Annotated in this window: 5 protein-coding genes; all 5 read left to right on the forward strand. The window is 43.6% G+C overall.

Going from position 1 to position 13,698, the window contains the following annotated elements:
* Positions 1-79 precede the first annotated feature (79 nt).
* The 5 genes from B5F35_RS11950 (at position 80) to B5F35_RS11970 (ending at position 13,695) form a co-directional block, all read left to right on the forward strand.
* Entirely contained in the window at positions 80-295 is a 216-nt protein-coding gene (locus B5F35_RS11950; protein ID WP_087216832.1) for a helix-turn-helix domain-containing protein, read from the forward strand.
* Positions 296-377: 82 nt separating this feature from the next.
* On the forward strand, positions 378-3,650 hold the full coding sequence (locus B5F35_RS11955; RefSeq protein ID WP_087241259.1) for a UvrD-helicase domain-containing protein: 3,273 nt from the start codon (positions 378-380) through the stop codon (positions 3,648-3,650).
* Between the two features lie 3 nt (positions 3,651-3,653).
* Positions 3,654-7,901: a PIN domain-containing protein gene (locus B5F35_RS11960; protein ID WP_087241261.1), complete on the forward strand. Its 4,248-nt coding sequence runs from the start codon at positions 3,654-3,656 to the stop codon at positions 7,899-7,901.
* A gap of 60 nt (positions 7,902-7,961) precedes the next feature.
* A complete protein-coding gene (locus B5F35_RS11965) occupies positions 7,962-11,186 on the forward strand; it encodes an SNF2-related protein (protein ID WP_087241263.1) in 3,225 nt (1,074 codons plus the stop codon).
* Complete coding sequence (locus tag B5F35_RS11970) at positions 11,179-13,695, forward strand: helicase-related protein (RefSeq protein ID WP_087241265.1); 2,517 nt, start codon at positions 11,179-11,181, stop codon at positions 13,693-13,695. The genes B5F35_RS11965 and B5F35_RS11970 overlap by 8 nt, the downstream gene beginning before the upstream one ends.
* Positions 13,696-13,698 lie beyond the last annotated feature (3 nt).

Here is a 13,698-nt window from a genome sequence, read left to right on the forward strand (position 1 = left end):
GATCTTGACGGCATGATCGCATGAACCAAATGCTCTGCCGAACGGCAGGGCATTTTTTCCTATCTGGAGGAATCTTCTTATGGCAGTCAGTTATAAAAAACTTTGGAAGCTACTCATTGACAAAGATATGAAGAAGAAGGATCTGTGCGCAAAAGCAGGAATTAGTCCTGCCTCGGTTACAAAAATGGGAAGAAACGGGCATGTAACCACAGAGATTTTGCTGAAAATATGCACAGCCTTAGATTGTCAAATCGAGGACATTTTAGAAATTGTACCGGATAAAGAATCGTCCTGAAAAATGGACTTTTATTGTGAGAAAATATTATGTGGACAGATGTAAATATATACTGCTTGTGTAAGGAAGCGAGGCTTGCTCCATGGCAAAACTGATTGGAAGCGCACAATCCACTAACTTTGGAGAAAATTTGTTTATACGCAAAGCCCAGGAGTTTTTGGACGATCAGTACATCATTTACTGGAATCGTCAAATATATGGCCGTGAGTTTGATGTCTGTATCCTTATGCCAGGAAAAGGCATTTTGGTTGTGGAATTAAAGGGGTGGCGTGAAGAAAATATCCTTCGTATTGAGAATAGTGATACCATTATAATCAAAACAAACGAAGGAGAAACTCTTGCTACGCCACAAAAGCAAGCGCGCGGATATCGTTTTGCAATTGAGAGGCATATACGTCAAAATACAGGTAAGTTTCCATTAGTATTTCAAATGGTCTGTCTTCCCCAAGTTTCTAAGGATTTTTATCACAGAAAAAGGCTGGATGTGGTTTTAGATGAGTCATTCACCATATTGAAAGAGGATTTGGATGATACATCTTCTTTCTACAAAAAAATTGATCAGGCATTATCAGAAGCCTTTCGCTGGAAAAGAGATCCGTTTGATTCAAAGACCATGTTGGAAGTTCGTAATCTGTATGAAACTGATATTGATCTGGATAAAGATGACGAATCTGAAATTGGAAAAGGACAGGTACATTCTTATCATCAGCATGATTATTCTCGCTTTTATTACTTCTCCGAAGCTGATGAATTGAATGGCAATGTCATCGAAGACATCAAAGTTCAGTATATGTGCGGTTGCAAACTATATTGTGTGTTTTCGAAAAAAGAGCAAATGTTATTTGTGCTTAATGCTCTTGATGTAGCACTTACACAAAAAGGATTAGTACGGAATCGGGATAATATCGAAATCGCATTTGACGAACAGAAAAACCATATTCCGCCTGCTACTTCCGTTAATGATATGTTCATGGGCTTTCACTGCTCCATGAGCGTATTGAGTGAGCCTTTTGGCAAGAATACTACTTCCTTTGTAATTCATAATGGAAAATATAACCGTTCTCAAGAATCTATTCTCAAAAAGCTTAGCGAACAGAGCCAGTTTAATTTTGAGCAATATGAAGTTGAGCATGCTTCGCCGAAAAAGAACATTGTAATTCGCGCCGGTGCAGGTACCGGCAAAACCTACACGATGATTTCTCGTATTGGATTTATCTGCTATACCCAAAATGTTCCGCTGCGGAAAATGGCTGACCGTATTGTGATGATCACATTTACAAATGAAGCTGCAGATCAAATGGAGGAAAAACTCAAGACATACTTCAGGAATTGCTACCTGGTAACCTCCAACCCTGATTACCTGGAGATGGTGTCCAGAATTGAACACATGCAGATTAGCACGATTCATTCCTATGCGAAAGACTTGATTGCCCAGATGGGCACCTCATTTGGCTATGGAATCGACTTGAGCATAACCTCCAGCGAATTTTATCGCCGCAAAAAAATTACAGATCTACTTGATGAGTATATCCATCAGAAAAGAATCGAATGCGGAAACGACTATACAGATAAGCTGGGGATGCCTGTTTACGCTATACGTGACAGTATTCTTGATTTCATTGGAAAACTGCATAATAAAAGTGTCGATATCGAAACTATTGAGCCTCAAGATTTCGGAACCCTTTTGAATAGCGAGGGCCACGGTGAATTGCATGAATTACTGGCCAGCGTGATCCCGGCTGTTGAACAAGAATATCTGGGGGAACTTCTGGAAAATAACAAAATCCACCTCAGTTCTATGATGTCTATTCTTAATCGATTCATCAATGATCCAGACAGTGAGAGCAGAATCAGAGAGTTAAAGATAGATAAAGGTGCTCAGCAGTTTATGTTTGTTGATGAGTTTCAGGATACAGATGACTCTCAAATTGAATCTTTGCTGCGGATTGCCCAGGTACTTGACTATAATCTGTTCCTTGTAGGCGATATTAAGCAGTGCATTTACCGTTTTCGCGGCGCAAAAGAAAAGGCTTGTGACCAATTGGGAATTGACAAAAATCCCGAGAAGTGGTTGGAGTTTTCTTTGCGGCGAAACTATCGCACGGATAAGTATTTGCTGGATATTTTTGACCGTTCTTTTGCTGCATGGGGTGAAATGGATGAAGAGTTGCTTACCTACGATGCAGCCAAAGATAAACTAATCGGCACAAGAGACTATAACGGGAAATACTTGACCTCCAAGAGCCGGTTCTACCGGCGACTTCCGGCAGCAAATGAAGAGATGCGGATTCCCATTCTTGTTGAGGAGATTAAAAGAATCCAGAAACGCATTCAATACGAAGAGAGCCACGGAATGAAGCTTTCCGCAAAGGAAAAAAGCATTGCGATCCTGGTTCGTGAAAACTGGCAAGCTGATATGATTCGTACTGACTGTGCCAAGCTTGGAATCAGCGTACATACCAACACAGGCGGGGACTTATATATGTCCCAGCCTGCTATGGACATGCTCACTTTGGTCAATGCCTTGGTTCATTTTGACGAAGCTGACTATCTTTACAACCTTGTAACCTCAAATTTCTTTAATCTGGATATCCCCAAATCCAACCTCTATGAGATACGTATGAAGATTCGTAACGGAAAATGGAGGGCGAAGGCAGACGAGAAAGAACAGGTGAATTACCTTATTAATTTTATGAATCTGATGCTTGCGAACACTGTTGATAAGAATAACAGATGGGAATACATTGTTGCAAGCCTTAGAACACAGCCCGTTCTTCAGGCCATCCGCAAGGTGTACAGCACTCTTGAACCCTGGAAACACTTCAGCGACGATCCTTGGAAACAGCATTACTATCAGCTGAATATTGATTTGTTGTTTGAGCAGCTCATCAACGCTTGCAATGTAGATCGGCTTACTATTAACACGTTGCAGGAGCATCTTTATAATAGCATCATTTCTCAGGTCTCTGTCGATAGTCGAACTCCGGCCAGCAATGAGGAAGAGTCTACCATTCAGTGTATTACAGTACATAAATCGAAGGGACTTGAATATGGCCATGTAATTCTGCCGTTTTGCTCGGCTTCCATGGATTTTATCAAAAGGACGCAGTTACATATCAGCACGACCAAGTGCCAGGGCCGGTATCGTATTGGTTATAGCATGAGTGTGGGCAATTCCGGTCAAACTGTTCAAAATGATTTCTATGATGAAGTCATTGAGAAGTCTGAAAAAGCTCGGGAGGAAACCCGTATCCTCTATGTTGCTATGACAAGGTCGATTCGCTCATTCTCCTGGGTGGAAGTTCAGGGGAAGCAGAACTTATCTTGGCAGAATCTCATAGAAACAGAGGTGTAAGAAATGCCGTTTAAAATCTACACATATGAAGACCCTTATAAGTTAGATAAAGCGGATTTCTGGAATGAGATTTCTGCCTTACCACACTTCTGTAGTGCAAGAACCCTTGTAAATGGCTTCAAGGATGTTTTGGGTGATCGAATTGAGGGTTTGATTTGTCCATTAGATGAATTGGTCAAACACGAAGATGTTTATATGCAGTGGACGGATAATATCAGCCTTCGGATTCAACAGTATAGTGCTTTCTCAGCAGTGTTCAAGAAACTGTTAGAGAAACGGAAAATCAGTAAGCCGTTCCACATGGCTTTGGCTCACAATCAAAATCATTTCCTTGAAGCTGTCCGTCTCTTCATAGAATTGGATATCGGTGCATCTGCTGTTGATGCAAGCAAGGGAAACACGGAGCAACGGCTCTTTGTCTATATGCTGAAGCAAGCACAGCAAAGTTCGCTTTTCAGGTTTCCAGAAACTCCTTGCCGTGAAAAGCTCAAAGAAATCGTTGTGTCTCTTGCAAAAAAGGAAGTTGAAGAGTGTACTGGAACACCACAGGAAGTAAAGCGTTGTGAAAGAGCTGTCGATATTACCAAAGCGCAACCCTTTGACAGCATTGTGGTTCACGGTGTGCATCAGTTTACACCGGTACAGCTCCGGCTTTTACTTGCTATGGAAAAGATGGGGATAACCATCATCTTTTTGTTCAATTATCAGAAGAAGTATTCCAAAATTTATTCCTCCTGGAATGAAATCTATGGTTGCTTCGAAGTTCCCATTCACCATGATACCGCTGTATGTGAATATGAGCTCCCCACAATGCAAAATCCCAGCAATGCCCTGGCCTGCGCAATAGGCGAAATTTGCGAAGATAGAAACGCAGTAGGCGGTCCGTTACTTAGGAAATGGCATAAGCTGTACAAGAGCGTTCAGCTTATGGAATTTGCGAACATTACAGAGTATGCACATTTTGTTTCTAATCACTTTGATGCGGCGATTCAGCGATATTCTGAATCGCGTAGTGTCATGGAGAGAGGCAATGATGTATGGAACAATGCGGCTGTTCTCCGACATTTGGATGAACAAGTATACACTGCAAACAAAGATGTTCACACCTTGCTTAAAATCTACTATCCTGAATACGCCAAAGATCGTCACTTCCTTTCCTACCCTATCGGACAGTTCTTCTCTGCGATTTACCGTTTGTGGGACTATGAGCACAGACAGATCATTTTCGATATCAACGCTATAAAAGAGTGTTTGTCTTCCAACATCCTCAGTGTAGCTCCAGGAGAAGTACTGCTGCGGACCTTCTACAATGTTGCAATTCTCTTTGAAAATGTGACAACATACGAGGAATTTCAAAGCAAGATTATTGAGGGCTATGCCAAAAACTATGATAAGCTGGCGGCAACACCGGGTACGGATACACTTTCCGAACTGAAAAATCTATCCGTTTACAACAAGTACAAGGTTGCAAAAAAAGACTTACTTACGCTCATTCGAGCAATTGAAGAGATTAATGAGATTGCTACATATCTGTTTGCTCTGGACAATTCTCGTGAGGATTTCATCAATTTTGGAAAGCATTTCCGCAACCTCGAAGAGTTTCTCAAACAGCGTGAGTTAGCTCTGGCCAATGAGCAAGAGCGAGCCTTGATTTCGGATCTACAACTGCGCCTCGATAAAATAAAGCCGGAAAACTCTACCTTCTCCGGTACATTTAGAGATTTGCAAGAGGGACTATATTACTATTTGAAGCAAAAGAACGATGAAGATCAAGGCGTAGACTGGATTGTAAAAAACTACGAGCAGATTGACGGCGATATTCTACAGAGCAAACGTCAATTTGAGAAAGAGCAACGTAAAGTTTACCACTTTGCATGTGTATCGGATCGCGACATGAATATGAGTGTCAACGACCAACTCCCGTGGCCTCTCACGGACGAGTTTATACGTGCTGCTTATTCCCCCATTGATCTGCAGTTTCAGGTGTACTACACCGCACTGGGGGAACGTAGCAATTTTCTTAGATATGCTCTGTTTTACGGTCTGTGCTACAATCGCTGTGATGTTCGGCTCAGCTATGTGAGGCAGTATGGTGACGAAACAACGGAACCTTATGCTTTACTGTCCATCTTGGGATTATTACCTAAGGCTGATCTGATTGAACGCGTCAATAAACCTGTTCCATTTTCAATATCCGTTGGACAAGATGTGACCAAGGGCGTTAAATATGACCGATATCAAATGATGGATATGTTTTTATGCCCGTATCGCTTTTTCCTGGACTATGTAATGGAAGATGGCCCGGTTATACAAGGAAATTTCCTGTACCAAAAATATTTTGAGAATCTACTAATTGAAGCAGTTTGGAAGCGAATTGGGAAGCAAAATCGCTTAGATGTAATGAAATTTTTACCCAAAATTTTGGCGCAGGAGACGCAGAAACTTGAACCCTACTTTAAGTTTTGGAAATCAACCGAGATCTTAGACCTTAGAGCAAGAGCAAAGAATTACCTTGTCCATGAAATAATTACAGAAGATCATGGAACAACTGTAAAGCCCTACGATCCTTCCCACATGCAGACGCGAAAACTTTTTGGGACGGCTCTATTTTCTGTTGACATCTCTGAAGTTGAAATAAAAAACCCGTATCATGAATTTGAAGCGCTTACAAGAAGAGACGGCTGGAAAAAGATTTATTCACTCCGTAGGCTGCCAAAACCAGAGAATCAAATACCAGTCGATACTCTTCGTGGCGAAACTAAAAATTATCTCAACCAGACATTTGGAAAAGGTAAAACAGCGATTCCCTCTGATTGGTGCATTTATTGTGTGCATAGAGGAAATTGCATGGAATCTTTCTTATGTAGCCAAATCAGCATGTCCAGCTCCAGGAATGAACCTCGAAGCAATTCGGAGTCCCATACAAACACCTCTGCCAAAGCTTTGCAGCCTCCCGTTTTGGAATCTCCAACAGTGAATATAGAAGAACCCCTTGTTTTGAAGCCAGTTGCACATGGGGCGCTGGCTACCGATGCTACCCATGACGAGGCTGAAAACGCTGTTTCTGCATCATCTCCACCTGCCATTCCTGATCCTACGGTCGAGAATACACCTTCCGAAGGCAAAGTTGCGCCAAATGAGTGGGGTAATTTTGAGCAAATACTAAAGACCATTCAAGAAATGGTAGAAGGAAACCGCCAGGAAATACAAAGTCTTAAAGGTGAGCTTACCTCGAGAAAAAGCCGCCGTGAGGATACCACTCGCATTGAGGCTCGCTTGGCAGAGGAAGAACGTAGAAGTCAGGAGCTTCTGGACAAGCTTACAGAAACAGAGGATCGACTGGCCACAACAGAGGCCCAGAACCGCGATCTCTCTCATACTGTCAAAACCCAGGATGCACTACTGGAGAGGAAACGAGCACTTGAATTCACAGAGGATGAACTGGAAGAGTTACACAGGTATTCTACAATCATTGTGTTTGACACATGCTCGATTATGAATTATCCGAACCTACTCGACGGTGTAAATGATGGTGAGCTTGTTGTAGTTCCTAAGGATGTAAACAATGAACTCGAACACCATAAGACCCGTTTCGGCGCGGATGAGCGAAAAATCAAAGCGCAGCGGGCTATATCAGCAATCTTTAACTACAAGCGGCATTTCCCGCTTACTTATGCTGAAGGTTTGACTGATCTGGTGCCCAATGTTTACCGTGCAGATACCGGAGAGAAGGAACAAAACGACAATATGATTTTATCTGTGGCTCTCCGATATAAGTACTATACGGATATTCCTGTCATTTTTATTACCGATGATAGAAGCCTTTCCAATAAGGCGTCCGGTGAGGGGCTTGAGGTATGGACAGCAAAGGACTTCCTCACTCCACCCGAATCCTCGTTTGAGGATGTGCCTCAGGCGGTTGTGAGCGCAGAGACAGTAGTAGGTACTGAGCCAGCTGAGAGCAGCGAAGCAACACAAATCACAGCAGAGGAAACAAGTGCGGTTGCAGAAGCTGAGAGACGGGCAAAAGCACAGGAAGAATACCTTGCCCAAAAAATTAGTCTGAAGGTACTTCACTTAGAGGCAAGCCAGATTTCTGTTTTACAGAACAATGGAATTAGAACGCTTGCTGATTTTATGGCCCAGACCGAGAGCAGTTTTGCGAGCCTGAAAGTCAAGAAAGGTGTTCCTTTTACTGCAAGATTTCTAAAAGAACAAGAGCGTATCAAGCGTAAACTCGAAAATCTATAACCGCAAGAGGCTACAGTGCAGCATTAGTTTCTTGCTTAAGCTGAGAAAGGAGAGCTGCGTATGTTGGTAGGATGTTATTATCGCTGTCCTATCGTCGTTGAAGAAGGTGACAGAGATCATCCCAGGTTTTATGTCCTTGCTCAGCTTGTCGAGTACAACGAAATTGCCGATGCAGTCAAGGTCGAAATGCACGATCTATTGGGCAGCAGGCAGTACTATGGGGATTTATTTCAGCACAATGTGTTCTTTTCTCGAGCGGTGACTCGTTGCGAAGCCTGTCCGGGTGGTGCTGTTGAAGGGTGTTGGGGGCGAGGCACAATTGTGTCTCGCGCCTCTGAACCCTATTCTGAGGACGAACCCTATTGGTATTGGATTAAACTGCCAAATGGACAGCATGTCAAGGAGTGCGAAACGGAACTCAAGTTTGATTATTCGCAGATGAATTTCGCGCCTGATAAGCAGCTCCGGGCCTATGAGTTCCAACACCCCACTTGGTTCATCAATCATCTCAAGGTAAGCAAAAACCTTCACCTTGTGAATAACGCTAACTATGGTTTCCATGTACTTGCCGGCTGCCGAGCTTTTCTGCTCCCGCACCAGATAAGCACAGTGGCCCGTTGCTTTGAAACCACACCTGTCCGTTATATGCTGGCGGATGAGGTCGGCTTGGGCAAGACAGTCGAGGCGTGTTCTATTCTCAGTATACTGGCCAGTGAAAAGAAGGATCTCCGAGTACTTATCATTGTCCCCGGAGCATTAGCGAGCCAGTGGAAAAACGAGTTGCACTACAAATATGGTCTTAATGCGTCTGTTGCCTCGCCTCGTGCCCAGATTTGTCTGCTCCCTATGGAGGATATCGGTAAATCTTTGTTGACTCTTTCTATGTCCTGGGATTTTGCTATTGTAGACGAAACACATAGACTTCTTGCCAACGATACTTGGTACAGCCAAGTGCAGAATCTCAGCAGGAAAGTAACACATATTCTGCTTTTGTCTGCAACCCCTATACAGGACAGAAATGAAGAGTATCGCCGTTTGCTTGCGCTACTCAATCCAGAGCAATATGAGACCATGTCTGCTGAACGCTTTTCCTGGATGGTAAAGCGCCAAAAACGTATCCAAAAGTCTGCTAATCTTCTTTTGGGATATCTGGAACGCTATGACGAGTATACAGAAATCGTCTTAGATGATTTGAATAGCATTGTGGAAACACTTGAAGATGCAGCCCTGGAGAAGATGGTTAAGGATATTGACCTCAGTACAGAAGATCAAGGACTTTCCAAGGTCAAGCAAGCTTTGGCGTATATTTGTGAGAATTACAGAATTGAGCGAAGAGTAATCCGTAATCGTCGGCAGTTAATTTCTGAAAAAATGGCTCGACGGACCTTGTGTGCTATCCCGTACTCACCGCTGTCTCTTAACGAAAGCTATAATGAAATAGGGGCAATCCAAAATACGCTCGCCTATCTTGCTGATAACGGTAAAGATGATGAAGAATATGTGACCCAAACTGCAATTCCTCTTCTTTCTGCGTTGTTCAGCAGCCCGTGGGCTTTTGAAGATGCCCTCCATAAGCTCCAAATTGATGATGGGATATTGTTGGACAGCGCAGCTGCGTGGAGGCGCCAAGCGGAGAATGAGCATAGTTTGGTGAATGTTGCTCTTGATGAAGATCCTGATCTTATCAAAGGCCGCTTAATGACTGCCATGAACTACATTGACCAGGAGACAGATATCTTGGACGATGAAACCTGCAAACTGGTCGTATTTACAGCGCATAACGCTACACTTGTTCAATTTCTGAAATTGTTCAACACACGATATGCCGATATGGGGATTCATGCGGTGTCATTTGGCAAACACATGAATCGAGAGGAGCTTGAAGACAGCGTATATGCCTTTCAAAATAATCCTGCGTGTCGGGTAATCATCTGTGACGAAACCGGTGGTGAAGGCCGAAACTTCCAGAACGCCTCCCAGATTATCCATCTTGATTTGCCGTGGAATGCCAATGCGCTTGAACAGCGTATTGGCCGCTTAGACCGGTTGGGGCGTGACCCCAACATGGATGTTTTGTCTGTTGTACTTTATGCAGATACTTCTGTCGAGGAGCAGCTCTTCCACATTTGGAAAGACGGCATGAAGCTGTTTGAGCAGTCTCTGAGTGGCCTTGAAATCATCACCGGGGAACTAAACGAACTGATTGTTGATGCTCTGCTGGATGATTACTATACCGGTCTTACCAATGCGTTTGATGATATTCTGGACCAGGCAGAAGAAATGCGGGAAAGCGTTGAGGACGAGCAGGATTTTGACCTTGGAGCCACTTTGTATCGTCCCTTGTCCCAGGGGATTGATAATGTTCTCGGTATCTACGCATCGGAAGATGACAATCTCTTTGCCACAGCCATGATGGGCTGGGGAAAACAGGCTGGTCTTTCCCCGGAAAAGCCTACCAGTTCTGGCTTGATTGAGTTCAGAGAAAGTACTTTCAGCGTAAATGCAGCCAGGCAGTCTCTTTTCATTCCTCCCGTGTGGGATAAATATACCAATTCCTCCATTATGAGAAGAGAAGGCAGGCTTCTTGGTTCCTTTGACCGCCGGACTGCTGCAACCCGAGAGGATATTCTTTTCTTTGCACCGGAAGACCCTGTTTACGATTCTATCATCTCAAATGCAGTGGGCTGTAACAGAGGCAGATGCACTGGTATCGAAACGGTTGCAGCATACAACTATGATGGCCTTGTATTCATCTACAATATCGCACCAAAACTTGATGAGTTGCTTGAAAATGGGATGACCCTACAAACATTGGCGCAATATAGAATGTATCTCCCACTCAAACAGATTATTGTTACTGTTCCCTTAACAGCCCGAAGCAAAGAAGTTCCCGAAAAGGAGATAATCAATACTCTGCTTGCTCTGCGCCCCAATAGCGTCAACCACCTTGGGCGGCGTGGCGGCAGCAAAATGTCAATTTCGCCTTTGGAGCACTTTATCAGTCGAACCCCTCCCAGTACATGGGAACCTCTGGTTGATAAAGCTTCTGCAACAGCCTACAAACGGGCCTGTGCCAGACTTGAAAAGCGCTCTGATTTTGAAGCTGCTGAGAAAGAAATGCAGCGCGTTTTGAATGGTTATAGAGCAGAATGTATCTACTTTGAACGAGATATGTCCGGCGTTGATGAAAGAGCACATCTGTTTGACATGACACTTCGGGCGCTCAAAAATGCAAAACCGGAGTTAGATGCAGCCTGTTTCTTGAGGGTGAGAAGTAATGGATAGTAAAGAAGTATTACAGCAATACATAGTGGGAGCCATGAAGTCCCAAAGTGCCATTGCGGAATTAGAGAAAAAGCTTGTCGATACATCTGATTTTTTGAAAATGCAGGAGGCAGCAAGATCACGCTATGTAATTGGATTTATCCGACGCGTCGTTCAGTTCAAACGAGAAGAAGCATCAGCAAAGGATATATGCCTAAATATTCGTGACCTTATCTTAATTCTTGGTCGTGTGAAGCTTACTGAAAAACTTTATACGGTTGTAAAAGAGTACGGTACAGAGTTCGATCTTGTGTGTGAAAATGACCTGCAAGTGTCTTGTTTACACCATATTCCAGAATGGCTTGAACCTCATCAATACATCAAGGATGTGTACGCCCTTCGCCATGACAATGGTATTGAGCTTGAAACTGAATCTTCCGGTGATGCGATACTGGCAACACATACTGGCTTTAACGCCTATAAAAGCTTTGAACAAAAGGTAGCCGTTCATACAGCTTTGAATTTACCCAATGGCCATACACTTCTTATTTCGCTACCTACTGGTGGTGGCAAGAGCTTGGTTACGCAGCTGTTGGCAAGTTCTTCTGACGGGTTAACTGTTGTAATTGTGCCCACTGTGGCCTTGGCATTAGATCAGTATTATGCAGCCCAGCAAAACTTGACAAATGGCACCGAGATTTATTGTTATCGAGGCGAACAATCTGAAATTGAAAGAGTTGAGATTATCAAAGCTCTGAAAGATAAAAAGGCACGTATGCTGTTTACTTCTCCAGAGGCAATTTTGAAGAACTCAGAGCTTCACCGCATATTGGACAATGCAGCAAAAAGTCACTATTTGACCAATGTTGTGGTTGATGAAGCCCATGTTGTTCCAGATTGGGGCGTGTTTTTTAGACCTGACTTTCAGATTTTTTCTATCCTTCTGAAGAAGTGGAAATATGAATCGGAAGGGTTCATCCGTACATTTCTGCTTTCGGCCACGCTGTCTGATGATGTAGTTGACACCTTGTTTGCACTGTTTGGTTCAGACGGTAAAAATGCTCAGGTTCGTTGTGATGCACTTCGCCAGGAGTCACGATTCTATTTCCACTCTGCAAAGTCTCGAAAAGAACAAATTGATAAGACTATCGAGGCCATCAAATTGCTTCCAAAGCCGATGGTTGTCTATGTGCTTGAACCAAGAGAAGCTAAGGAACTGCAAAAAAAGCTTTGTGAATTTGGATACAAAAATATCCCCGTTTTCACCGGAGAAACCAAGGAAATAGACCGAAACACTATATTAACCGGCTGGAAAAATCACGACTTTGATGTTGTGATTGCTACCTCTGCCTTTGGTATTGGTGTTGACAAACCCGATGTCAGAACGATCATCCATGCTTGCTGTCCTGAAAATCTGAGCAGATTTTACCAGGAGGTAGGTCGTGGTGGTCGTGATAGGCTTCCATCGCTTAGCCTGTTTATTCCTTATCAGAGCAGATACGATAGCGACGGTGATGTGCGTCGGGCGCTGGGCCTTGTCAGCAAAAGAGTTCTCACCGTTGACCGCGCGGTTATCCGCTGGAAGGGGATGCTTTCTAACCCTGCAGCAATGATTGATTTTGATGAATGTGTTTTGAACACTTCTGCCACACCTTCCACGATGACAGACGAGGAGGCCGAGTATGCAGGAAACAGAAATGTTGCATGGAATGTAAACCTACTGCTGTTTCTGCATCGCACCGGATTTATTGACCTTCTTGATGCAAACTATGTATTCGACAAAAAATCGAATCCACCAAAAAAATACTATACTGTCACGATTAAGCTACTACAACCGAATATCCTCAGCGATGATGACATTCTCACAGCCGCACTGACAGAACCCCGCGCCAGAGAATATGAAGCACAAATGGTTGGATATAGAATCATGAGTGAACTTGTATCCTCTCCCAAAGCATTGTGTTGGGGGCGTGTTTTCAGACACCTTTTCCCGCTTTCTCGGGAAGTATGCAATGGCTGTCCAGCAGATCCTGAAGGCCGCATCACAAGTGATGATACTTACAAGTTGCGAACCGATCCCGAGATTAAGCTTCCAGCTGCACCTCCGGCTCCACGCTTGGGGCGAAACATGGGGTCCTTTAATGAAATGATTATCAGCAGACCATCAACAGGACCTTGCAGCACTGAAGAAGTTGCTGTGATTGCAGAAAAGGCTTCTCAAAACAATATTGGTGCATTTGTTGTTCCAAGCCGTCTGGCCGATGAGATTGTTTACAATGGCATTCTCTTGAATTACGAAGAGTTCTATTATGCGGTTGTCCATTGCCCCTATCTCTTCGCTAAAGGTGTTGTCTGTATTTTTGACGGCGACACCGTCACAAACTTTACTCTGTACAAGAACCTTGGAAAACTGGATGCCTTTGGCTATCGTAAGATACTCTACTGTAACGAGAACACCATCGTTGCCAATGGTGGTAAAACGATAAGAGAGTATAGCGACGGTTATCCTATTCCGATTCAAAAATTCTAAAGG

Origin of the sequence: Anaeromassilibacillus sp. An200 (genome assembly GCF_002160025.1) — a bacterium.
Classification (GTDB): domain Bacteria; phylum Bacillota; class Clostridia; order Oscillospirales; family Acutalibacteraceae; genus Caccousia; species Caccousia stercoris.

Bases quoted from the DNA above. Each gene is read 5' to 3' on its own strand.
- B5F35_RS11950 (WP_087216832.1), top strand. From the start codon at position 80: ATGGCAGTCAGTTATAAAAAACTTTGGAAGCTACTCATTGACAAAGAT.
- B5F35_RS11955 (WP_087241259.1), top strand. From the start codon at position 378: ATGGCAAAACTGATTGGAAGCGCACAATCCACTAACTTTGGAGAAAAT.
- B5F35_RS11960 (WP_087241261.1), top strand. From the start codon at position 3,654: ATGCCGTTTAAAATCTACACATATGAAGACCCTTATAAGTTAGATAAA.
- B5F35_RS11965 (WP_087241263.1), top strand. From the start codon at position 7,962: ATGTTGGTAGGATGTTATTATCGCTGTCCTATCGTCGTTGAAGAAGGT.
- B5F35_RS11970 (WP_087241265.1), top strand. From the start codon at position 11,179: ATGGATAGTAAAGAAGTATTACAGCAATACATAGTGGGAGCCATGAAG.